The sequence below is a fragment of the Synechococcus sp. UW105 genome (assembly GCF_900473935.1).
Taxonomy (GTDB): Bacteria; Cyanobacteriota; Cyanobacteriia; order PCC-6307; family Cyanobiaceae; genus Synechococcus_C.
On the sequence record NZ_UCNN01000001.1, the window covers coordinates 1 to 20,298 of the forward strand.

A 20,298-nucleotide genomic window follows, 5' to 3' on the forward strand; every position below is an offset into this window, starting at 1 on the left:
CCGCTCCTGATGGGGCGGCTTTTTTTGTGCTTTCAGTCAAGGCGATGGCCGCGCAACGGCGGCGCATCGCCTGGCGTCTTCTCCCTGAGCGAAAGAAGTTGCTTCATGTTGCTAGCGTTTGCTATGGCAAAAGTTGTCTGAATGAGTCGACGATCCAGATGGAAACGATTGCTGGGCTCACTCTGGCGGGCCTATGCGCGTTGGTGTCGTTATGACTGTGTGGATCTCAGTGCGGCATTTGCCTATTACACCCTGCAATCGATCTTCCCGCTGCTGCTGATTGTTCTTTCGATTGCCTCTTGGTTGCTTGGCCGCCAGGCTGGGCTTGCTGAGCAAATTGTTGATTACACGGCTGGCATTTTCCCCCCTTCCGTTGTTGCTCTTGTCCAGGAAACGCTGGATAAGCTCATGCGTCAGGGTGTTGGTGCTGGTTTGCTAGGTGCTGGTGTCTTGTTGGTAACGGCAACCAACGTTTATCTCACTTTGCAGCGCGGTGCTGATCGTATTTGGCAAGGTGTTTTGCCTCAGCAGCAGGATGATCGTCCTTGGCGGCAACAGGTATGGTTTTTCATCAAAGTGCGCCTTGAGGCGTTTGTTGTGGTGTTGTTAATTGGTTTACTGATTGTGGTTGATCAGATTAGTGCGAATCTGCGCATGATCCCAGCGGCGGCTTTAGCTGAGTTCGTGCAATCTGTTCCCTGGCTCGAAGGAGTTTTGCGCTATGTCCCTGTCTTGACATTCGGTCGCTTTTTGATTCCTTGTCTTGGATTTGCGGGAATGGCGCTCTTGCTGCAGTTTTTGCTGCCCAGCCGTCGTGTTCCGATCCGGCCGTTAATTCCAGGTGCTGTCTTGATTGGTGTGTTGTTGACGGTGCTCAACCTGGCCGTGAGTCGCAGTATTCTTTCGCTTGGATCTCGCTTCCAGGCGTATGGCGTGATCGGCAGTGTGTTGGTACTGACGCTTTGGGTCTGGATGATCGGTGTGGTGATCTATTTCGGACAGTGCTGGAGTGTGGAGATGGCCAAAGGGCGATTGCGCAGAAGCGGAGATCCGCACGTGAGGTTGGCCTCTGTGCCCGCAGGAATCGGCGACACTGAAGTCTGATCTGAGCCGTTGATCCCTTGCGTTCTCCGATTCCCCTGGTTTGGATCGCATTGTTGGCGCTGGTGCTGCTGCCGACGGCAGCCGGGCGGGTCTTGCTTGATCTTGCCGGCGGGTTTGTGCTTTTGATGCTTGCCTTGCCGTTCGTGCTGGGTGGGGTTGGTTGGATCGGCTGGAAGTTGATGCAGAGTCGGATGCGCACCTGCCCTGCCTGCGGCACCGTGAACTTTGCCCCAGCTGTGGTCTGTCAGATGTGCGGCACCGAACTGCCTTCTGGCTCAGGAGGCACGCCTGCTGATGGAGCCTCGACACAACGAACACAGGAGGTGTCTGTGCCTGCAAGTTCGGCCACCATCGACATCAGCGCTGAGGATGTGGACTGACGGTTAGGCCGTTTCCTGTTCCTGTTGCTGCAGTTCAGCCAGCCGGCATTCCCGCAGGAACAGGAACAGCGGTGCCCCGCAGGCAAAGGAGATGCTGAAACTGGCTATCAGGGCAATCCACCAGCGTTTCACCTTCAGCCTTTTCGCTTCTGCAACGATCCAGATGGTGATGCTTGAAGCGCCGATCAGAAGATCACGACTGAGGGAGCGGGCTGCAGGATTGATGTTTGCATCAGCAATGAATTGCTGGATGTCAAAGCCGTTGCCTCCGCTGGCCTGGATGAATTCAAGGTTGGCTTGCCAGGGAGCAACAGCCCCCAGTAGCGCCAGGAGTAGATAGACCCATCGCAGTCCTTTCGTCATCGAGTGCCACCGGCATCAAGGGGTGCTGTTGTCATGGTCTTTGGATCGAGCTGAAGCACCGTTTGCTCCACCTCCTCCAGAAGCCTCTCGCAGCGGTCGAGATAGATCTGGCCTCGTTGATAGGTCTGCTGAAGTTCCGTCAGGGGGATGCTGTCGTTCTGCAGTTGATTCAGGAGGAGATCCGCGGCCTGTAGAGCTTCCTCGTAGCTGAGGGCCTCCGCATCCTTCCGCCATTGTTTCAACGGGTCTTTGGTTGTCCTCGGGCCCATGAGAGTGGCGTCTCTGGCTTAACGCTAGGGGGTCAAAGAGTCGCTCGGCGCGACGTCTGGCACTGACTGCGGATCGCATTCTGTGCTTTGCGCTTTCACCCGAATCGAGCCGTCACTGAGTCGAACAACCAGCTCTTGCTCGGCCTCTACAGCGTTGACACTGCGAATGACGGCGCCGCTCGGTGATTCGAGGATGGCAAACCCGCGGGCCAGCCAGCGCTGGGGAGACAGGGCCTGCAACAGTTGCTTGCGCTGCTCCAGTTGGCTGCGACGCTGGATCAGAACGCTGGGAAGGCTGAGTTCCTGCCAGCTTTGCTGGCGTTCAGCAAGACGCTGTCGCTGTCGTTCCGTCCACCAGCTGCGATGGTTGGTGAGTTGCCGTCTTCGTTCACTGATCTGTAGCTGGGCTGTGTCCCGCGAGGGCAGCAGAGCCACCATGGCGGCTGTGGGTGTTGCGGCGCGGTGATCCGCCACGAGGTCTGCGACGGTGAGATCGTCTTCATGGCCGATCCCGGTCACCACTGGTAAGGGGAAGCTGGCCAGGCTGCGACAGAGCTCTTCATCGTCGAACACCATCAGGTCTTCTCGACTGCCGCCTCCGCGTGCAAGAACCAGGGCGTCTGGTTGTAGGCCTGCTGATGCATTGCGCAGCTGCTGGAGAGCAGCCTTGATGCGATCCGCGACGTCTCCCTGAACAGGAATGGCCATCACAACCAATTCGGTTAGGGGCCAACGTTCTCTGGCGGTTCGCAAGATGTCGGCGAGGGCCGAGCTGGGAACACTGGTGAGCACCGCCACGCGCTGGGGGCTTTGGGGTAGAGGCCGCCGCCGGTTGGGATCGATCACCCCTTCGCTTTCCAGGAGCGAACGGACGGCCTCGAAACGGCGGAGCACCGTGCTCAGACTCGGACGCATATCCAGGACTTGCACCGCGAGGCTGGCGCGCGCTGCCCAGAAATTGAGCTTGCCAACCACGGTGACCCCTTCGCCATCGGCAGGGACGTAGTTGAGTTGCTTGAGTTTGGAGGCCCAGGCCACTGCCGTAATGCTTGCCTCACCGTCGGTGAGGGTCAGCCAGAGGTGGCCTTTTTTGACCTGGGGACGGGACGCTGTGGCTTGCACCAGAAAACGAGGAGCAAAACCGCGTTCCAGTAGAGAGCCGATGGCGCCGTTGAGTTCCTGAACGGAATAGGTCGGGGGTGCGTCAGCGGTCAAGGCGTCGATAGGCCATGCCCCAGTAGAGACACAGCACGGCGAAGAACAGGGTGAGGAGCAATCCCCAGGGTTGAAGGATCTGGGTGGCGCTGATGGTGAACAGCACCAAAGCACTGCTGATCAACCGAGCGCCGTCACGGCGGTTATCGACAAAAAGTCGGGACAAGGCCAGTGGGCGGATGGCGATACTCTCGCGCAGCGCGGTCGGTTCCTTGGCATAAAAAGACCCCACCTTGGCTTGGCGGGGTTGGGCGACTCAGATGGGCTGAGTGGCTGAGCTGTCCTGGTGATTAGCCCAGGCCGATCTGGGTCAGAATCCCCTGACCGGTGAGCAGTTCGGTGCCAAGGCCGATGACGAAACCCATCATGGCTAGACGTCCGTTCCAGGTTTCAGCAAAGTTGACGAAACCAAAGCGAGTGTTGTCAGACATGGGTGGCAGCTCCAAGACTTGCTAAAGGTAACAAAAAATTGAGATCGCTTGACGAGGTGGCGATGAGTCGTTTTGGGGTCGCTTAATTCATGGCCTCGGCTTGCCTCCGTCGCGATGCAGTCTCGCTTTGGTCATGGCCGTCGCCGCGCTTGTGCGGGGGTCGTCGGGCCAGGGATGTTTCGGATACCGCCCCCTCATTTCGCGACGGACGTCTTGATAGCTGCCTTGCCAGAACCCTTCTAAATCCTGGGTTCGTTGTAGGGGGCGACCGGCTGGGGAGAGCAGCTCGATGGTGACGGGCAGGGCGTGATCGAGCAGATGGGGCCCTTGATCGCAGCCGAACATTTCCTGCAGTTTCACGGACAGCACCACTTCTTGATCGGTATAGCGCAGGCGCGCTGCGCGGCCGGAGGGGATCATCACTGTGGTTGGCATGAGGCGATCCACGCGTTGTCGTTCACTCCAGTCCAGCCCGCCCCAGAGCGCCTCGATCAGCCCGTCTTCTTGAAGATCACGCCAGGCCATGCAGCCCATCAGTGCACTGCTCAGCCATGTTTCGGGTGCCTGGCGCAGATGGTCGACATCTCTGCAGGGCCAGGGCTCTCCGCGCTGAAGGTGGAGCAGCTGTAGGCGGGCCCGCAGCTGTTCGCTGGCCTCTCCCCAGGGCAGAAGGTTCAGCCCCTGCTCCTTGATGCATTCGAGCAAGAGTTGGCAGGCGGCCTCGGGAGATGGTTTCGGTCGCGTTTTGGTCTGCAGTCTCAGACCTCCGAGCAGCAGGGTGCTTTGGGCGCGGACGCTGCCGTTGGCCTCATCCCAGAACACAGTCGTCTGCCAATCCCCTTCCAGTTCAGCTCGCTCCACTAACCAGGCTTTCGCTAGGGGCAGGGCCAGTTGGATCTGGGCATTGCTGTGGCCAAGATCAAGGCGAGCCACGGCCAGTGCCTCCTGGCCGACCAGGGGGTCCTGTGGATGCAGGAGTGCCCCTCGTCCCTGACGCAATTGGTAGCGACCCGGTTGTTGCGCGCGTTGGAGAGCCAGCCACTCTGGAAATGCTGCCGCGATCAGGCTGGCGGCGATGGCCTCGTCTCCGTCTTGACTGGAGGGGGCGCTGGCCCAGCCCGGCAGCTCGGTCTCGGGCAACTCCGGAAGTGCTTTGACCTGTTGCTGCAGTTGCTTGCTGAGCCGGCGGATGGCGCCGACGCGTTCTCCTTTGCGTTCTCGCAGCAGCTGTAGGCGGGCCCCGAGGTCGACCCCGTGCTCCCGCGGGTTGAGAGGGTCGCGCTCGCTCAGGAGTGCGGCGAGGTCAGCGCCAAGCGTGCTGCACCCCCAGGCGCGGGCTTGAAGCAGAATCATCGCCAAGCGTGGGTGGGCGCCGAGTTGGGCGAGTTGACGGCCTGCCGCATTGAGGTTGCCGGAGGCTGTTAGGGCTCCTTGAGCCTGCAGTTGTTGCTGCCCCTCCAAAAGGGCTGGGCGTGGTGGCGGGTCGAGCCAATGCAGTCCATCCCCCAGCCCGGCGCCCCAAGCGGCCAGGTCGAGGACTAGGGGTTGTGGGTCACTTCTCAGGAGTTCGGGAAGATCATGGCGCGGTCTGCGCTGTTGTTCTGCCTGCGACCAGAGGCGGATGCAGTGGCCAGGGCCCTGACGTCCGGCCCTGCCTCGGCGTTGGTCAGCACTGGCCACACTGGAGGGCACGGTGATCAGTCCTGCCATGCCACTGCCTGGGGAGTATTGGCTGTGGCGGCTGAGGCCGCTGTCGATCACGAGACGGACGCCGTCGATCGTGAGAGAGCTCTCCGCGATTGCCGTGGCAAGCACCACCCGACCATCGACATCGCGGCGGCAGGGGCGCAGCACTTGGCCTTGGCTTGCCAGGGGCTGCTGACCGTGGAGGCAGCAGATCTCCCAACCCTCAAGGGAAGGGGCTTTGGTGAGTTGCTCTCGGCAGCGCTCAAGCTCCCTGAGGCCAGGCAGAAACACCAGCAGGGTGGGAGGAGAGTCAGGGTCTCCCAGGTCGAGGCCATGCTTTTCGATGGCTCGGAGCACCGTGCGGTTGAGCTGTTCATCGGGGCGGGGCGGAAGGTGGTGGGTCTCCACCGGATAGGCGCGCCCTTGGCTCGTGAGGACGGTGGCCTTCGGTAATCGCGCTTGCAGGTCGCTGAGGTCCAGCGTCGCTGACATCAACAGCAGCGAGAGGTCAGGACGCACCAGGGCTTGCGTGTCCCGCACCAGAGCCAGGGCTAGGTCGCTGTCGCGTCCCCGTTCGTGGAATTCGTCGAAGATCACGCAACCGATGCCCTCCAGCTCCGGGTCGGATTGCAGACGACGTAGAAACAGCCCTGAGGTGATCACCTCGAGGCGAGTTCGGCTGCTGCGCTGCTGTTCGTGGCGTACGGCGTAGCCGACCTGCTCTCCCAATGGCTCGTTCAGTTGATCCGCCAAGCGAGTGGCTGCCGCCTTGGTGGCGAGTCGCCGCGGCTCAAGCATGAGCAGCTTGCCCTTGATCGGGGGCAGGTTCGGCCAGCATCCGAGCAGGGCCAGGGGTGCCCGTGTGGTTTTGCCGGCTCCCGGGGGGGCCTGCAGAAGAACAATGGAGCCTGGACTCAGGTGCTGACGCAGCTCCGGCAGCAGGGAGTCAATTGGGAACGAACCCGATGGGGCGTGAGGCAACGGGTTTGCAGTCAGCTGAAGAGATTGAGCAGGCCGACGAGCAGCAGGCTGCTGACGGCACCGAGGGCGGCCAGCAGCCGCACAAGAGGACCGAGAGAGGCTTTGAGCGTGGCCATAAAGAAAACCTTAAGGGCCGTACTCCTTCTGTCTACTTTGTCTGGATGCGGTGTGCCGTAGTCATTCGCACGCCTTCACAGGATTGGGTGGCGTGGGTGTCTTCCTAGGGCTTAGCGCACGTGGCGAGCGCCATCGACGGGGTGGTATTCCTCGCCAGTGAGCTCTTCATAAACAATGGCTGGGAGTCCTGTCTCAAACATTGTTTGGAGGGCTTCCTTCAGATAAGGGTTCCAGCCTCCGGTGCTCACTTGACCGTGGCGCACTGTCCAGTCCCAGGTGCCCTGGAGGTCGCGAGGGATGCGGCCTTCGCGGTCACGGCGGGCCACCAGGTCAAGGGATTCCACTAGGCCCACCTGGATTGGCTCCTTGCCATAGGACGGGGTGAGGCTCAGCTCAAGGCGCACGGGGTCATCCTTGAGCATGTGCAGCCGAAAGCGCGGAGGCAATTTCACGGATTTGATCACCGCTGCCACGATCCGTGTTCGTTGATCCACCTGGGAGTCCCCCTACGAGTCCAATCGGCGCTTTCATGGCAGCCTTTGCACCAACCTTATTCAGTCGGCGTTCTCTGAGGGCTCTTGGTCGCCGCTGAATCGCACCGTCAGCAGATCTTCGTCAGTGAGGCGACCGTCTTGGTCGAGCAACTCGGGATGCACCGTGATCTTCCCGGTTCGATCCTTATCAGGGTTGGCAGCCTTGAATCCTTGGCCCATCACCTTGAAGGCCTGCCAAAGCAGCAGCACAAAAACGGTGCCGTAGATCAGGGGAAACAGGCTGTTCAGCATGGTGAAGAGTCGAGGCGAGCTGTCCGAGGCTGAGGACTGGGATCGGGGCGTGTCTCAATCATCGCCGTTCTGGTCGCATCCGGTCACGTCTGCGGCGTCGAAGCTCGCGGATCTTCGTCTACATCCCTTCTACCGTCAGTCGATCGTGTCCACTGAGTTGTCGCTCATGACGGGACTCCGTTCCTTGCCGGTGATCGTCTCTGCTGCCGCCCTGGCGATACCTCTGCTCCCATTGGCGACTCCCTCTCCAGTGCTGGCGCGCTCGGCCGCTCAGGCTCTGATTGCCCCAAGATCGTTTGTGGCGGAGGCGGTCAAGCGCAGCGGGCCTGCCGTTGTCACCCTGGAAACCCAGCGGACCGTGCAAACCGGCGGTGGGATCCCCGGCCTGCCACAGGGGCTGCTGATGGATCCTTTCTTCCGGCGTTTTTTCGGCCTTCAGGGATCTGCTGCTCCGCGGTCTCGCGTTGAGAGGGGCCAGGGAAGTGGCGTGATCTTTGATGCGTCAGGGCTTGTCCTCACCAATGCTCACGTGGTCGAGAACACCGACCAAGTGATGGTGGGCCTCCCCGATGGTCGTCGGGTGTCCGGCCAAGTGCTCGGACAAGACAGCCTCACTGATCTGGCAGTCGTGCGTCTTGATCAGGAGGGCCCCTGGCCCATCGCTCCTCTTGGAGACTCTGATCAATTGCTGGTCGGAGACTGGGCGATCGCTGTTGGCAATCCTTTTGGTCTTGAGAACACCGTGACGCTCGGCATCATTAGCAACCTCAATCGCAATGTGTCCCAGCTGGGAATTTCCGGAAAGCGCTTAGATCTGATTCAGACGGATGCCGCCATTAATCCCGGTAATTCCGGTGGCCCCCTGCTCAATGCAGCGGGTGAAGTGGTTGGGATCAACACCCTGGTCCGCTCTGGTCCAGGCGCTGGCCTCGGCTTCGCCATTCCGATCAATCGGGCTCGCACCATTGCCGGCCAGTTGGTCAGCACTGGGCGCGCCAGTCATCCGATGGTGGGGATCGGCTTGTCCTCGGTGCCCTCACCGCAACCCGGTGCTCCTGCTCCGCTAGGCGCTGTGGTCCGATCGTTGGTGCCTGCTGGTCCTGCTGCCCAGGCTGGCCTGCAGTTGGGGGATGTGATCGTTTCGATCGGCGGATCACGGGTCAGTGGACCCGCTGATGTCGTCTCGGCGGTGGACCGTCATGGCGTGGATCGGCCGTTGAATCTGGTTGTCGACCGTGATGGTCAGGCCCTTCAGGTGACGATGACGCCGGTCGAGATGAGCGGCCTGCAACCTTGATCAGGCGTCAGAATCGCGTAATTGGTCCACGCAGCGGGTGATGCATTCCCCGTCATCAAGGGAGCAAGTGGTGATGCACTGGAAATAGGTCTCCACGGAGTCCCATGTGTTCTCATGCTGCTGATCGGCGTCGCTGCCGCGGTTGTTCAGGCCGTCATGGTTGGGCTGGATGCTTGTCATGACAGGCCTCGAACAATGAAATCAGCCTATGTACACAAAACCTGTGGGTAAAGCGAAATAAGTCTTCCTGCCTAACCAAGCATGAAGTTTCGTCTTGCGTTGGCCAGATTCTCTGTTACTGGCCCTTTTTGCGTTTCGCCTGTTTCTGCTTCTGTTTTTGCTGATTGGCTTTGCGTTTGGCGTCTCGATCAGCAGCAGCTTGGGCTTGCTTGGCCTGCGCAGCTTCCTCGTCTTTCTTCTGGAGGTAGTAGTCGTAATCGCCGCGATAGAGGATGAGCTCGCCATCGCGCAGTTCAACAATCCGATTGGCGACGCGGGAGATGAAATAGCGGTCGTGCGAGACGAGAAGCGCTGCCCCTTCGTAGTCGCAAAGAGCCGACTCCAGCATCTGCTTGGCTGGAATATCCAGGTGGTTGGTGGGTTCGTCAAGCACCAGCAGGTTGCAGGGGCTGAGCAGCATCAACGCCAGGGCTAGGCGTGCTTTTTCGCCCCCGCTGAGTTGCCCTACCTCCTTGAAGACGCTGTCGTTGCTGAAGCAGAAGCTGCCCAGCAGTGAGCGCACTTGGGTCTGAGTCCAGTCGGGCACGGCTTCGAACAAGGTGTCAATCACCGTTTTGCTCAGGTCCAGGGCTTCGGCCTGGTTTTGCTCGAAGTAACTGGCAATGATGTTGTGCTCGCCGAGCCTTGCACTGCCTTCATCGGGTGTCTCCAGTCCCATCACCAGGCGCAGCAGCGTGGATTTGCCGGCCCCGTTGGGGCCCACGAAGGCGATGCGGTCACCTCGCTCTATTTCCAGTTCTGCCCCCAAAAAAAGGATGTGATCTCCGTAGGAATGGGTGAGATTGTCAATGCGAGCAACCTCTCGGCCGGAGCGAGGCGCAGCGGGAAATTGAAAGCTGGGGCCACTGATGCTTTCGATTGGTGCATCCACGAGTGCAACCTTCTCAAGCTGCTTTTCACGACTTTTGGCCTGGGTGCTGCGGGTGGCGCTAGCTCTGAAGCGGTCGATATAGGCCTGTTGGGTGGCGAGCTCTTTTTGTTGTCGGTCGTAGGCGGCCTGCGTTGCTTCCAGTTCCTGTGCTTTCTGTTCGAGGTGGGCTGTGTAATTGCCGAGGTAGGAACGCGAGATCCCTCGCTCTGTGCTCACGATCTGATTGCAGATCCGGTCGAGGAAGGTGCGGTCGTGGCTGATGACCACAAGGGCCGCCGTCTGTTCCGTGAGGTAACCCTCCAGCCATTGGATTGTTTCCACATCCAGGTGGTTGGTGGGTTCGTCGAGAAGCAGTAGGTCTGGGTCCTGAAGCAGGATCTTCCCCAGGGCGATGCGCATTTGCCAGCCGCCTGAGTAGTCGGCCACGGTGCGTTCGGCACCCTCCGGGGTGAAGCCGATTGTGGGCAGAAGTTTGTCGATGCGCGCCTCCAGCTCATAGCCGTGCAGGCCTTCGAAGCGCGCCTGCAGCCGGCCGAGCTCGTGGATCAGCTGGTCAAGTTGCTCAGGATCGTCTTGGGCCTGCTGCGATCCCATCGCTGTTTCCACCTCGCGCTGGCGATTGAGGACGGCTGCAGCCTCGCCGAAAGCCTGGAACAGTTCCTCGCGCACTGTGCGCTTGAGGTCCACATCGAATTCCTGTTGGAGGTAGGCGATCCGGGGTTCCCCTTGGCGGACGACTTGTCCGGATGAGGGTTCTTCCAGCCCAGCGATCAGTCGCAGCTGTGTGGATTTCCCCGCGCCGTTGACGCCAACCAGGCCAATCCGGTCGCCGGCCTTGACCTCCCAGGTCACATCACGCAGCACCTCCCCAGTGGGATAGATCTTGCTGACGCGCTCCAGTCTCAGCACAGGGAAGGGGGCAGGCGGTTCTCATCATCCCGTGCGGGGGGTGCGATGCAGACTGGGAAGCCGAGAAGGGATCCCGTGGGCCATGCGCCGACTCGAACAGATCACCGCAGTGGTGGTGGCTGCCGGCCTGGCGATCGTCAGCTACTGGTTGTTCTTCAGCTGGGCCGACGGTGGTGGCTACCGCCGCAACAAACAGCTGTCGGATCCAACGGCAAACCAGGAACGCACAATGCCTGACAAGGATCAGGGCGGTCTTCCGTGATCCACGAGCCTTGGGTTGCGCCTCAGAGGCCTCCTCGGGCCTTGATCAGCCATTGCTTGGTGGAGTCGTCATCCAGGCTCTTGATGTGAGCCTTCACGTCTTCCGGGCTGACGGGAAGCCCCATGGACTCGCCGAGTTCGCAGATCGCCGAGATGGCGCCTGAGGGGTTTTGTAAGGCTTGGCGGAAGAGCCCGTTGGTGAGCGCATGGTCGCTCTCGATCCGGCGATAGAGCTCAGCGGCGTTGCTCATGGAGGCGGAATTAGCTCGACTCAACGCTATTCCTCCTGGATGGTTTTGGGCTGAGGCTGTTGCGTTCTGCTCAGGCTGCAAGGTCGAGATCGGCATCGCGTAGGCCAGTGGCTGATGCGTCTTCCATGCTGCGGGCGTCCATGCACAGAACCTTTCTCAACTGGGCATAGTTCGCGGCCTGTGAACGACGCCCTTCCTGGACAGCGCTGTACTCAGCCCGTTGCAACACATGGTGGAGGTGCGTGAGCAGATAGGTGCTGATCACGGCTGACACCAGCACATCGCTGTGTTCCTGGCTGCGGCGTGGCCGCCTGGCATTGCTGTTTTGGCTGCTGCTTTGGCCGGCGGCTTTCGCTTTGGACCGTGCGGGTGACCGTGCTGGCTGGGCGCTGTCTGCCCCCGCTGTGATGGCGCGGGTTGCGCGACGACGGGGAGGCCTGCTTGGTAGTTCAGGGACCTGAATGCCGCTGGCTTTTGGCTTTTGGACAGCTGGGGTTTGGGTTGTTTCCCCGGCGCTGGACGCCTGGCTGGCTGATCGGGGCATGGGCTCTCCGGAGGGGTGAGCGGTGTGCTGAAGAATGACCACAGCATAGTGCTGGATACTACCCTTGCGCATCTCAGTACACTTTTTAGTAGCTGTGATGCTTTCTGGGGCATGGCCACCCGCCAAACCTCATCGAGTGGGAAGACGAAGTCCCCTCGAATCCAGGTCGTGCTGCCTGAGGAGCTGTGTGTGCGCCTGTCGGCCTTGGCCGACCAGGAATCGCGCACGGTGAGCAACATGGCCAAGGTGCTGATTCAGCAGGGCCTCCAGCGCTTGGAGCAGGGCGAGGTCTCGACACCGCCAGCGAGTGCCCAGGCCTCGGTCGTGCCTCCTGCGTCAGCGCAGATCTTGCCTCGCAATGCTGAACAGATCCGCTCAGAGTTAGAAGCTCAGCCCCCCCGTCGATTGCGCGGGGCTCCTCGTCGGTTGCGCCTTTACAAACCCAGCTGATGCGGCGGAGCTGATGGGTCCTAGCTGATGCGTTCGTGTTCTCCGGATTCAGAAGCCAGGAGGATTCGCAATCACGCCAAGCACGCTGCGTCCTCGGGCGCCTGTTACCGCAGGCGCATTGCCAGGGTGCTGCTGGTGGTGCCACCAGGCCAAGAGCGCAAACACAAGGGCTTCACGGCTGTCCGCCGGTAGATCCAGTTCGTCGCTGCAGCGGACGCGCGTGCCACGACAACGTTGTTCCAGTTCGCGCATCAGGATGGGGTTGCGACAGCCCCCCCCGGCGGCGACCAACTCCTGGGGTCGCGGTAAGCCTCGCTCCACCATCTGATTGATGTCTTGGGCGACCACCGCTGCCGAGAAGGCGGTAAGAGTGGCGATGCAGTCGTCAGCGTTCTTGGGGTTTAGGTCTTTGAGTCGGCGCTGGAGATCCTGGCGGCCGAAGAGTTCACGGCCCGTGGATTTCGGTGGGGGCTGATGCAGGTAGGGCTCTTCAAGCCAGCGATGTAAAGCCGCTTCATCCACCTGTCCTCGACTGGCTCGCTGACCGTCTTTGTCGACGCGGTCTCTGCCGCCGCTGAAGTGCTCCACCGCCAGATCAATCAGCGTGTTGGCAGGTCCGCAGTCCCATCCGAGTACATCGGCTTTGCGATCCGGGCCTTGGGCCGGAGGGATCAGGGTGAGATTGGCAATGCCTCCGAGGTTGAGTAATGCCCGCCAGCCCGTTGCCGCTCCAAGCAGCGCGGCATCCGCCATCGGCACCAGAGGTGCCCCCTGTCCACCCAGGGCGAGGTCGGCGGCGCGGAAGTCATGCACCACAGGTCGCTTGAGGATCTGGGCGAGCAGAGGTGCCTGCAGCATCTGCCAACTGGCCCCTCTGCGGCCGTCACGGTTGGTTGTGGAGGCTGGGGGGCGATGCCAAACCGTCTGGCCATGGCAGCCCACCAGCGCGGCTCGGCCCTCAGGATCACAGGCCTGGGCGGCCGCTGCCTGATGCTCGGTGATGGCTTCCGTGAGGTCGAGTAGATCGGAGGCCGTGTGCGGCACCCCCTGGCCTACAGCAAGGATTCGTTCCTGGAGCGGTGCTGGATAGGCGATCGACGCTTGTTGGATGAGCGACCAGCGGGGGTGTTGGGGGGAACCGTTGAACGAGGCCAGCACTGCATCCACCCCATCGGCGCTTGTGCCGCTCATGAGGCCCACAACGTGCATGTTGCTTAGTCCTTTGGCAGATCCTGCAGATCGTCGATCAGGCCCATCACCACCAAGACATTGTCTTCCACCAGCATGTGCGAGGCCGGCGGGTTCACCGTTAGCTCCTTGGCAGGCCCTGCAGCGAGCACGTTGACGCGGTAGTTCTTGCGCAGATTGAGATCGCGTAGGGAACGTCCAACAAATCGACTGGGCACCTTGATCTCTTCGATGCAATGCCGTTCATCCAATTCCAACCGCTCCATCAGGTTGGGCCGGACCAGTTCCAAGCCAAGACGCTCTCCCTGCATGCGTGACGGGAAGACAACCCGGTCTGCGCCGACGCGTTTGAGCATCTTCTCGTGCAGATCACTGGTCGCCCTGGCGATCACCCGACGCACCCGGGTTCCTTCGCTGTCTTTGGCGATCAGCGTGGCCGTAATGCTGGCTTCGATGGGTTCGCTGATCGCAATCACCACGGTGTTCATGGCGAGGATGCCGGCTTCCCTCAGCGATTCCTCATCGGTGCAGTCGACGACCCGAGCTTCCACGGAGGGAAGTTGCTGCCTCAGTTCTTCAATTGCCCTTGCAGACCGGTCAACCGCTAAAACCTCAGCCCCGTTTTGGAGCAGTTGCTGGCAGACCGCAGTGCCAAAACGGCCCACTCCCACAATCCCGAAGCTCTCAAGTTGATCGCCCTGGGTGGGAGACCAATGCCACCACTCCCTCATGGCCTTCGTTCCTGCTCAGACATACACATCTTCGCGTGGGAAACCAATCCGATTCTGACGATTGAGCCTGTCGCGGTTGAGAGTCTCCCAGATGGCGCTGAGCAACAACAGGATCCCCAGCCGTCCGACGAACATTCCCACCACCAGCACAAGCTGTCCAAAGCGGCTGAGGTTTTCGGTCACCCCCAGATCCAAACCGACGGTGGCGAAGGCGGAAATACAAGTGAATAGCAATTCGAGGAAGGTGAATGGTTCATCTCCCTTGAGGTTGCTGTTGAGCGCGAGTAGCAGCGCCATGGCGAGCACAAACAACAGCGAGGCCACTGTGATGCTCACGGCTCGAAGCACCACCTTGTCGGAGATTTGTCGGTTGCGGATCACCACTTCCTCACGGCCACGCAAGGTGGAGCGGGTGGCGGCCATCAGCGCTACCACGGTGGTGGTTTTGACACCGCCACCTGTGCCGCCTGGGCTGGCGCCGATGAACATCAAGGTCATCAGCAGCAACAGCCCTGAATCGGACACGCTGTTGAGGGACAGATGCACCGTGGTGAAGCCTGCGGTTCGGGAGCTGACCGATTCGAACAAGGCACTCATCAACCTCTCCGGCCAGGCCAGTTTCGTTAGCAGTTGCCCTTGGGTCAGACTTTCAGTCACCAGCAGCCCGAGCGTGCCGATCGCGATCAAGATGATCGTGGCGCGCAGAACGAGACGGGTGTGCAGACTGAGGTTGCGACGTTGAAGGCGTCGGCGATTGGTCCAGAGGTCATTGGTGACCCTCCATCCCAGTCCACCGAGCACAATGAGCAGCAGCACCACGGCATTCACCACCTTGTTCGTGCGGTAGTGCTCCAGGCTGTCGCTCCATAGCCCGAAGCCGGCGTTGTTGTAGGCCGAGATGCTGTGGAACAGCGCAGCCCAAAGCCGTCCACTACCGCGAGGCAGATCGGTGAACCCGTAGAAGTAGAGCACCAGAGCTCCCAGCACGATCAGCACGGCCGCTGTCAGGGCGATGCCGCGAAAGGTGTTTCCCACACCGCCGACGCCAAATTCATCCAGGGTCTGACCACGGTCGAGCCGCCGGCGCAATGCTGTTCCCCGCACCACAAATCCCTGCAGGAAGGTGGTGATGGCCATCAGACCGAGACCACCAACCAGAATCATCAGGGCCAACACACCCTGTCCAAACCCGGTGAGATCTTGGCCCACGTCGATCACACTCAGTCCCGTCACCGTCACCGCCGAGGTGGCGGTGAAGAAGGCTTCCCACAGGCCGACGCTTGGGCTCGAACACAATGGAGTGGCCAGCATCACCGTGCCGATGGCCACGACCAGCAGGCCCGTCACCACCGTGAACTGGGGCACTGTGAGCCGGCGATACCAGGCTTGGGTTCGATGCAGGGCGGCGGGAATCGGCATCGATCAGGCGGCGCCGTACTGCCAAAGGATGAGAGCGGGAACCAACAGCGTCATCAGCAGAGTGAGACCAGCGCCATAACGGGGAACGTCGAGAAAGTGATAGCGCCCTGGTCCGAACACCATCAGGTTTGTTTGATAGCCCATGGGTGTCAGAAAGGACTGACTGGCGCCGAACAACACCACAAGCAGCAAAGCCTGGGCCGGAATGCCGAGCGGTCCTGACAGCTGGGTGGCCACTGGAATGAGCAGCGCAACGGATGCGGCATTGCTCATCACGCTGGTGATCAGATTGGTGGCCAGAAAAATCAGCAGTAGGGCCCAATAGGTCGGCCAGTGCAGCAGCAACCGCTCCATGTCGGCGGCGAGTCCATCCGCCAGGCCACTGGTCTGCATCGCAATGCTGAAGCTGGAGAGTGATCCCAGCAGCAGAATCACATCGAGGCGTATCGACCGTTGCACTTCACCAGGTCGCAGGCAGCCCACCAGCACGAGCAGAACCACTGCGAACAACACCGATGCCACCAGAGGGATTGTGGTGACCGAAGGCACCAGCAACATCAGCAGGGTGATGGCGATGGCCAGAGGTTTACGCCTGATGGTGGGCAGGTCATTTTCCAGTTGGTCCAGCACCAACAGGTCGTTGCTGGCCTGCAGCCCGCGGATTGCATCCAGTGGAGCCTGGAGCAGAAGCACATCACCCTCACGCAGCACCGCTTGCCCTAGGCGCTCCTGCACGGTCTGTTGGCCGCGGCGTAGAGCCAGCACGGTGGCGTTGTGGCGCTGACGGAAGCGTAGTTCGCGCAGACTGGCGCCAGCCAAGGTGGATCCGGCAGGCAAGAGAACCTCGACGGTTTTCTGCCCTCCCGCATCGCCTCCAAACAACGGGGCATCAACCGGTCCAAGAGGAGTCTGGTTTGTGGGTGGCCTGTCGGCGTCGGCCAGCTGCACGGTGTGTTCCTGCTGGAGACGAAGCAGGTCGGCACGGGTGACACGGAGTAGAAGCCTGTCGCAGGCTTCAATCTGGCGGTCGGCGAGAGGCGGCAGGATCCGTTCATTGCCCCGTTGCAATTCGAGTACATCGACATCGAAGCGCCGTTGCAGGCGGCTGTGGCGCAGGGTCTGCCCCACCAGCATGGAATCGCCTGGGATGGTGACCTCGGTGAAATAGCCGGTCTGGGAAGGAGTGGTCCCAAGCTGATCGTCGGGGGCACTGCGGTTGGGAAGGAGCACGCCTGGCGCCAGCAGCATGTAGGCCGAACCGACCAGCCAGACCGGTACTCCGATGGCGGTGAAGCTGAAGAGGTCGAGAGCGCCGTAACCAAGCTGCTGGCTGATGTCGCTGGCCAGCAGGTTCACTGAGCTGCCCAGCAGGGTGAGGGTGCCGCCCAACAGGGTGGCGAACGATAGGGGCAGCAACACCCGGGATGGAGCGATGCGCCGCCGCTGACACCAGGTTTCCAGAACCGGTAAAAGGCTTGCCACAATTGGTGTGTTGGGCACCACTCCCGAAATCGGCCCGACCACCAGTGCGAGTAGACCGACCATCCTCCGGGGGGTGCGGATGCGCTCGGAGGCGATCAGTTCGCGAAGTCGGTCGAGTGCTCCACTGCGAAACAGTGCTGCGGAGACGGCGAACAGTCCCATCAGGGTGATCAGGGCGGGGCTCCCGAACCCGGCGAGCCCCTGCTCGGGAGTGAGCACATTGGTGCTCACCAGAAGGGCCACGCTGAGCAGACCGGTCAGTTCCGGGGCGAGAGCACCGGTGATGAACAACACCACCGCTAGCCCGAGCACGGCCAGGGTGATCAGGGCCTCGGGGTGCTGGAGCGCCGCACTCAATTCGGCCATGGAGGGGCGTGCTCATTTGGCGTCTGCAAGGCCACCGTATCTGTGCTCGTTTCTGTGGGAAGTTCAGGCACGACTTCTCTGTCTTCCTCGGCAGCTGGATCATTCCAGAAGGTTCGCTCGAGGCGTTGCTTGAGGCCCTTCAGACCCGTGCCGTCGGTTGCGGAGATGAAAATCACCTGCGGCTCCAGGTCGATCATTGCGGTGATCGCCTCCGCATGACAGCGGTCGATTTGGTTTGCCACGACCTGTCGGGGCTTGTTGCATCCCAGTTGATCCAGCAGTCCTTGCACTGCTTTCAACTGGGCCTCCCAGTCCGGATCCGCCAGGTCGACCACCAGCAACAGCAGGTCGGCATCCAGCGCTTCTTCCAGGGTTGCGCGAAAGGCTTCCACCAAGGCGTCGGGCAGATCACGAATGAAGCCCACGGTGTCAGTGATCAGCAGCTCTCGAGCAGCAGCAGCAGGTTGGGGCAGGGTGAGACGGCGTGTGGTGGGATCGAGGGTGGCGAATAGTTTGTTTTCCGCCAACACCTTTTTGTGCTCATGGCGTGAGCAGAGGGCATTGAGCAGAGACGATTTGCCGGCGTTTGTGTAGCCCACCAAGGCCAGCCTCGGCAGGCCTTCACGGCGGTCGCGCAGGCGAGCGCGATGCTCTTGGAGTTGTCGCGTCGAGCGTCGAAGCGCTTCAATGCGGCGGCTGATTGCACGGCGATCCTTCTCGAGCTGGGTTTCACCTGGCCCTCGGGTGCCGATGCCGCCCCCTTGTCGGGACAGACTGCGTCCCCGCCCCAGCAGACGGGGCAGCCGATAGCGCAGTTGGGCCAGTTCCACCTGGATTCGTCCGGCAGCGCTGGCAGCGCGTTGGGCGAAAATGTCGAGGATCAGCTCGCTTCGATCCATCACCGGGCAGTCGAGCCAGCGTTCAAGATTTCTGGCCTGCACAGGGGAGAGTTCTCTATCGGTGATCACTAAGGAGGCGTTATGCCGTCGAGCCTCCAGGGCCGCCTCCTGCAGTTTCCCAGTGCCCCAGAGGGTTTGTGGGTTGGCTGCTGATTGCTTTTGTTGGCACATCATCACGGGGTGTGCTCCGGCGCTGCGCACCAACCCCTCCAGCTCCGCCAGGTCCCGTTCGTTGCGATGAGGATCGGAGCCGCTGAGGGTGAGCAGCAACACACGCTCCTCGTCGGTGGCGGCCGGAACCGGCAACGCCGCTGGATCAGTGCTTCGGATTCCTGGAAGTTCTTCACGGCAGAGTTGGTGCAGCTGATCGCCGCCAACGGCAGACCATCCCAGGGGCGCCGTTGGGTCAGGGCGCCAGGCTGCTGCTGTCCAGTTCCCCCCCGCCTTCGCTTGACAGGGGTAACGCAACCAACTGTCTGGGCGCAGATCAAGAGCGACGACGGCCTCGCGGGAGTCGGGGCTGAGTGGTGCCTTGCTATTGACCTTCAAGCAGCTGATCAGTCGCCAATGGCGTTGATCTCCGGAGCGTCGTCGAGAGCTGCCTGGCACATGGGAGAGCAACTGGCCCGATTCGCTCAGTGGCCCCACCCAGAGCAGACGGCAGAGTCCCCTGCTGTCAATCAGCAAATGCAGGGGTTGCTCCAGATCCAGCACTAACTCCGCGAGGCGTTCCAGGGTGAGGGGATCAGCCCCAGTGCCTTGAGGATGCCGGCGATGCCCGAGTCGTTCGGCTTGGCGCAGTTGGGAGGGACGCAGGCCTTTGGTTCGTCCCGCCAGGTGGGTTTGTTTCAACGGCTCAGTAACCACGCTCCGGCCGAACGCAGCCCCAGGGATGCTTTCGGGAGCCTGGCTAGATAGGTCAGCCGGCGCAGGTTGAAGGCGAGAGGGCCGGCCATGGTTAGGCCCATGCCTGTCACGGTGGCGTCGCCCTTGCCCAGGCTGAGCATCTCGCCAAGGTCGTTGAAATGGAAGGGCTTCGGAGCCTGGTCTTGACGCATGGCCATCACGGTGGCTGCCGCTGCCTCACCTTGTTGCATCGCAACCTGAGCGGTGCTCGGCCAGCTGCTGGTTTTGGTATCGGCCTGGGAATGCATGGCCAGATCCCCGATCACCAGGCAATCGGGGATCGACAGGCTGCGAAGACTGTCATCGACGGCGAGCCTGTCGGTTGTCTCTGAGAGTTCTGGGGTGAGTGTGGGTCGGCTTGACCTGGTGCCAGCGGTCCAGATCAGGCCGTGGTGGGCCAGGGTGGTGGTTCGACCTTGGCCTGTGAAGGTCACGCTGTTGTCGGTCATGGTCTCCACCCTGGCGTTGAGGTGGCACTGGATGCCCTTTTGGCGGATGCTGGCCTCCGCTTGTTCTCGGTTGAAGGCGCGGGCTAGGGGCAGGATCTGATCCCCTTGCTCGATCAGGTGAAGTGCCACCCGTCCTTCCACCAGGTCGGCGAGTTTGCAGGCCAGCTCCACGCCTGTCGCTCCTGCTCCCACAATGATCAGGGCCGGTAACGTCCCATTGATCTGGTTGCCGTTTAACCGTTGCACGGTGCGCAGCCGTTGACGCAGGCTGCTCACATCGGCCAGGGAATGGAAGTGCAGGGCATGCTCACTCACTCCCGGAATGCCGAAATCATTTGGTTTTGAGCCTGTCGCCAGAACCAGTTGGCCATAGGAGAGGTTCTGCCCGGATGCGGTCATCACTGTCTTCGACTGCCAGTTGATGCTGTTGACCCGGTCCTTGATCAAAGAGATTCCGGAACTGTTGAGCAGCGTGTCGTAGCGAGGGGCAACCTCCCAGGGCTGTAGCTCACCGCTGAGAAGTTCATAGAGCAGTGGAAGAAAGGCGAACTGCTCCCTGGGTTCCACAAGCACGATCGGTGGCCGGGGGTGCTGACGGCTGAGCTTGAGGGCAAGGGTGAGGCCGGCAAATCCGCCGCCGACGATCACAACAGGCTGGAACGGCGCCGCCTCAAGGCCGTTGGATGGGGCGGACATGGGCGCAG

Annotated in this window: 24 protein-coding genes; 6 read left to right on the top strand and 18 right to left on the bottom strand. The window is 61.2% G+C overall.

The window, feature by feature from the left end:
• From DXY16_RS14970 to DXY16_RS00010, 3 genes are all read left to right on the top strand, one after another.
• On the top strand, positions 1–215 hold a 215-nt coding region (locus tag DXY16_RS14970; protein ID WP_206749534.1), incomplete at its 5' end, for a hypothetical protein.
• Positions 142–1,104 carry a YihY/virulence factor BrkB family protein gene (locus DXY16_RS00005; protein WP_115118342.1) on the top strand — a complete coding sequence of 321 codons (963 nt, stop codon included), beginning with the start codon at positions 142–144 and terminating at the stop codon, positions 1,102–1,104. The genes DXY16_RS14970 and DXY16_RS00005, both read left to right, overlap by 74 nt.
• A gap of 17 nt (positions 1,105–1,121) precedes the next feature.
• Positions 1,122–1,484 carry a zinc finger Ran-binding domain-containing protein gene (locus DXY16_RS00010; RefSeq protein ID WP_115118343.1) on the top strand — a complete coding sequence of 121 codons (363 nt, stop codon included), beginning with the start codon at positions 1,122–1,124 and terminating at the stop codon, positions 1,482–1,484.
• 3 nt (positions 1,485–1,487) lie between these two features.
• On the opposite strand, the gene DXY16_RS00015 is transcribed toward DXY16_RS00010, so the two are convergent.
• The 8 genes from DXY16_RS00015 to DXY16_RS00050 form a co-directional block, all read right to left on the bottom strand.
• On the bottom strand, positions 1,488–1,847 hold the full coding sequence (locus tag DXY16_RS00015) for a DUF2834 domain-containing protein (RefSeq protein ID WP_115118344.1): 360 nt from the start codon (positions 1,845–1,847) through the stop codon (positions 1,488–1,490).
• The gene (gene xseB, locus DXY16_RS00020; RefSeq protein WP_115118345.1) at positions 1,844–2,116 is read right to left on the bottom strand and encodes an exodeoxyribonuclease VII small subunit; all 273 of its coding nucleotides are present in this window, start codon (positions 2,114–2,116) and stop codon (positions 1,844–1,846) included. The genes DXY16_RS00015 and xseB overlap by 4 nt, the downstream gene beginning before the upstream one ends.
• Positions 2,117–2,140: 24 nt before the next feature.
• Complete coding sequence (gene xseA, locus DXY16_RS00025; protein ID WP_115118346.1) at positions 2,141–3,331, bottom strand: exodeoxyribonuclease VII large subunit; 1,191 nt, start codon at positions 3,329–3,331, stop codon at positions 2,141–2,143.
• On the bottom strand, positions 3,321–3,563 hold the full coding sequence (locus DXY16_RS00030) for a hypothetical protein (RefSeq protein ID WP_115118347.1): 243 nt from the start codon (positions 3,561–3,563) through the stop codon (positions 3,321–3,323). The genes xseA and DXY16_RS00030 overlap by 11 nt, the downstream gene beginning before the upstream one ends.
• 58 nt (positions 3,564–3,621) lie before the next feature.
• Positions 3,622–3,762 carry a chlorophyll a/b-binding protein gene (locus DXY16_RS00035; RefSeq protein ID WP_115118484.1) on the bottom strand — a complete coding sequence of 47 codons (141 nt, stop codon included), beginning with the start codon at positions 3,760–3,762 and terminating at the stop codon, positions 3,622–3,624.
• A gap of 87 nt (positions 3,763–3,849) precedes the next feature.
• Positions 3,850–6,429: an ATP-dependent helicase HrpB gene (gene hrpB, locus DXY16_RS00040; protein WP_115118348.1), complete on the bottom strand. Its 2,580-nt coding sequence runs from the start codon at positions 6,427–6,429 to the stop codon at positions 3,850–3,852.
• 227 nt (positions 6,430–6,656) lie between these two features.
• Positions 6,657–7,040, bottom strand: a complete 384-nt coding sequence (locus DXY16_RS00045) for a hypothetical protein (RefSeq protein WP_115017609.1) — start codon at positions 7,038–7,040, stop codon at positions 6,657–6,659.
• Between the two features lie 60 nt (positions 7,041–7,100).
• On the bottom strand, positions 7,101–7,331 hold the full coding sequence (locus DXY16_RS00050) for a DUF2973 domain-containing protein (RefSeq protein WP_115118349.1): 231 nt from the start codon (positions 7,329–7,331) through the stop codon (positions 7,101–7,103).
• A gap of 166 nt (positions 7,332–7,497) precedes the next feature.
• Between DXY16_RS00050 and DXY16_RS00055 the strand changes: the two genes are divergently transcribed.
• Entirely contained in the window at positions 7,498–8,628 is a 1,131-nt protein-coding gene (locus tag DXY16_RS00055; protein WP_115118486.1) for a trypsin-like peptidase domain-containing protein, read from the top strand.
• Here the strand turns inward: DXY16_RS00055 and DXY16_RS00060 are convergent, their stop codons facing one another.
• Complete coding sequence (locus tag DXY16_RS00060; protein ID WP_115118350.1) at positions 8,629–8,808, bottom strand: hypothetical protein; 180 nt, start codon at positions 8,806–8,808, stop codon at positions 8,629–8,631.
• A gap of 115 nt (positions 8,809–8,923) precedes the next feature.
• Positions 8,924–10,648 carry an ABC-F family ATP-binding cassette domain-containing protein gene (locus tag DXY16_RS00065; protein WP_115118351.1) on the bottom strand — a complete coding sequence of 575 codons (1,725 nt, stop codon included), beginning with the start codon at positions 10,646–10,648 and terminating at the stop codon, positions 8,924–8,926.
• Between the two features lie 82 nt (positions 10,649–10,730).
• Here DXY16_RS00065 and DXY16_RS00070 point away from each other — a divergent pair, with 82 nt between their 5' ends.
• A complete protein-coding gene (locus DXY16_RS00070; protein WP_115118352.1) occupies positions 10,731–10,910 on the top strand; it encodes a hypothetical protein in 180 nt (59 codons plus the stop codon).
• 22 nt (positions 10,911–10,932) lie between these two features.
• Here DXY16_RS00070 and DXY16_RS00075 read toward each other — a convergent pair whose 3' ends face one another.
• Positions 10,933–11,160 (bottom strand): hypothetical protein, encoded by a 228-nt coding sequence (locus tag DXY16_RS00075; protein ID WP_115118353.1) that lies wholly within the window; start codon positions 11,158–11,160, stop codon positions 10,933–10,935.
• 70 nt (positions 11,161–11,230) lie between these two features.
• Positions 11,231–11,569, bottom strand: a complete 339-nt coding sequence (locus DXY16_RS15060; RefSeq protein WP_115118488.1) for a hypothetical protein — start codon at positions 11,567–11,569, stop codon at positions 11,231–11,233.
• A gap of 246 nt (positions 11,570–11,815) precedes the next feature.
• Between DXY16_RS15060 and DXY16_RS00085 the strand changes: the two genes are divergently transcribed.
• A complete protein-coding gene (locus DXY16_RS00085) occupies positions 11,816–12,154 on the top strand; it encodes a hypothetical protein (RefSeq protein ID WP_115118354.1) in 339 nt (112 codons plus the stop codon).
• Between the two features lie 48 nt (positions 12,155–12,202).
• On the opposite strand, the gene DXY16_RS00090 is transcribed toward DXY16_RS00085, so the two are convergent.
• Genes DXY16_RS00090 through DXY16_RS00115 form a run of 6 tightly spaced genes read right to left on the bottom strand, consistent with a single transcriptional unit; the run spans position 12,203 to position 20,290 of the window.
• Positions 12,203–13,363: an anhydro-N-acetylmuramic acid kinase gene (locus tag DXY16_RS00090; RefSeq protein ID WP_115118355.1), complete on the bottom strand. Its 1,161-nt coding sequence runs from the start codon at positions 13,361–13,363 to the stop codon at positions 12,203–12,205.
• A 5-nt stretch (positions 13,364–13,368) separates the two neighbouring features.
• A complete protein-coding gene (locus tag DXY16_RS00095) occupies positions 13,369–14,073 on the bottom strand; it encodes a TrkA family potassium uptake protein (protein WP_115118356.1) in 705 nt (234 codons plus the stop codon).
• Positions 14,074–14,088: 15 nt separating this feature from the next.
• Complete coding sequence (locus tag DXY16_RS00100) at positions 14,089–15,492, bottom strand: TrkH family potassium uptake protein (protein ID WP_115118357.1); 1,404 nt, start codon at positions 15,490–15,492, stop codon at positions 14,089–14,091.
• Between the two features lie 3 nt (positions 15,493–15,495).
• Positions 15,496–17,340: an SLC13 family permease gene (locus DXY16_RS00105; RefSeq protein ID WP_115118358.1), complete on the bottom strand. Its 1,845-nt coding sequence runs from the start codon at positions 17,338–17,340 to the stop codon at positions 15,496–15,498.
• Positions 17,328–19,091 (bottom strand): GTPase HflX, encoded by a 1,764-nt coding sequence (hflX, locus tag DXY16_RS00110; protein WP_115118360.1) that lies wholly within the window; start codon positions 19,089–19,091, stop codon positions 17,328–17,330. Before hflX ends, DXY16_RS00105 begins: the two co-directional genes overlap by 13 nt.
• The gene (locus tag DXY16_RS00115; protein ID WP_115118362.1) at positions 19,088–20,290 is read right to left on the bottom strand and encodes an NAD(P)/FAD-dependent oxidoreductase; all 1,203 of its coding nucleotides are present in this window, start codon (positions 20,288–20,290) and stop codon (positions 19,088–19,090) included. Before DXY16_RS00115 ends, hflX begins: the two co-directional genes overlap by 4 nt.
• Positions 20,291–20,298 lie beyond the last annotated feature (8 nt).

Bases quoted from the DNA above. Each gene is read 5' to 3' on its own strand.
- DXY16_RS00075 (WP_115118353.1), bottom strand. From the start codon at position 11,160: ATGAGCAACGCCGCTGAGCTCTATCGCCGGATCGAGAGCGACCATGCG.
- DXY16_RS00070 (WP_115118352.1), top strand. From the start codon at position 10,731: ATGCGCCGACTCGAACAGATCACCGCAGTGGTGGTGGCTGCCGGCCTG.
- DXY16_RS00105 (WP_115118358.1), bottom strand. From the start codon at position 17,340: ATGGCCGAATTGAGTGCGGCGCTCCAGCACCCCGAGGCCCTGATCACC.
- DXY16_RS00060 (WP_115118350.1), bottom strand. From the start codon at position 8,808: ATGACAAGCATCCAGCCCAACCATGACGGCCTGAACAACCGCGGCAGC.
- DXY16_RS00015 (WP_115118344.1), bottom strand. From the start codon at position 1,847: ATGACGAAAGGACTGCGATGGGTCTATCTACTCCTGGCGCTACTGGGG.
- DXY16_RS00050 (WP_115118349.1), bottom strand. From the start codon at position 7,331: ATGCTGAACAGCCTGTTTCCCCTGATCTACGGCACCGTTTTTGTGCTG.
- DXY16_RS00090 (WP_115118355.1), bottom strand. From the start codon at position 13,363: ATGCACGTTGTGGGCCTCATGAGCGGCACAAGCGCCGATGGGGTGGAT.
- DXY16_RS00100 (WP_115118357.1), bottom strand. From the start codon at position 15,492: ATGCCGATTCCCGCCGCCCTGCATCGAACCCAAGCCTGGTATCGCCGG.
- DXY16_RS00035 (WP_115118484.1), bottom strand. From the start codon at position 3,762: ATGTCTGACAACACTCGCTTTGGTTTCGTCAACTTTGCTGAAACCTGG.
- DXY16_RS00055 (WP_115118486.1), top strand. From the start codon at position 7,498: ATGACGGGACTCCGTTCCTTGCCGGTGATCGTCTCTGCTGCCGCCCTG.
- DXY16_RS00085 (WP_115118354.1), top strand. From the start codon at position 11,816: ATGGCCACCCGCCAAACCTCATCGAGTGGGAAGACGAAGTCCCCTCGA.
- xseB (WP_115118345.1), bottom strand. From the start codon at position 2,116: ATGGGCCCGAGGACAACCAAAGACCCGTTGAAACAATGGCGGAAGGAT.
- DXY16_RS00115 (WP_115118362.1), bottom strand. From the start codon at position 20,290: ATGTCCGCCCCATCCAACGGCCTTGAGGCGGCGCCGTTCCAGCCTGTT.
- DXY16_RS00095 (WP_115118356.1), bottom strand. From the start codon at position 14,073: ATGAGGGAGTGGTGGCATTGGTCTCCCACCCAGGGCGATCAACTTGAG.
- DXY16_RS00005 (WP_115118342.1), top strand. From the start codon at position 142: ATGAGTCGACGATCCAGATGGAAACGATTGCTGGGCTCACTCTGGCGG.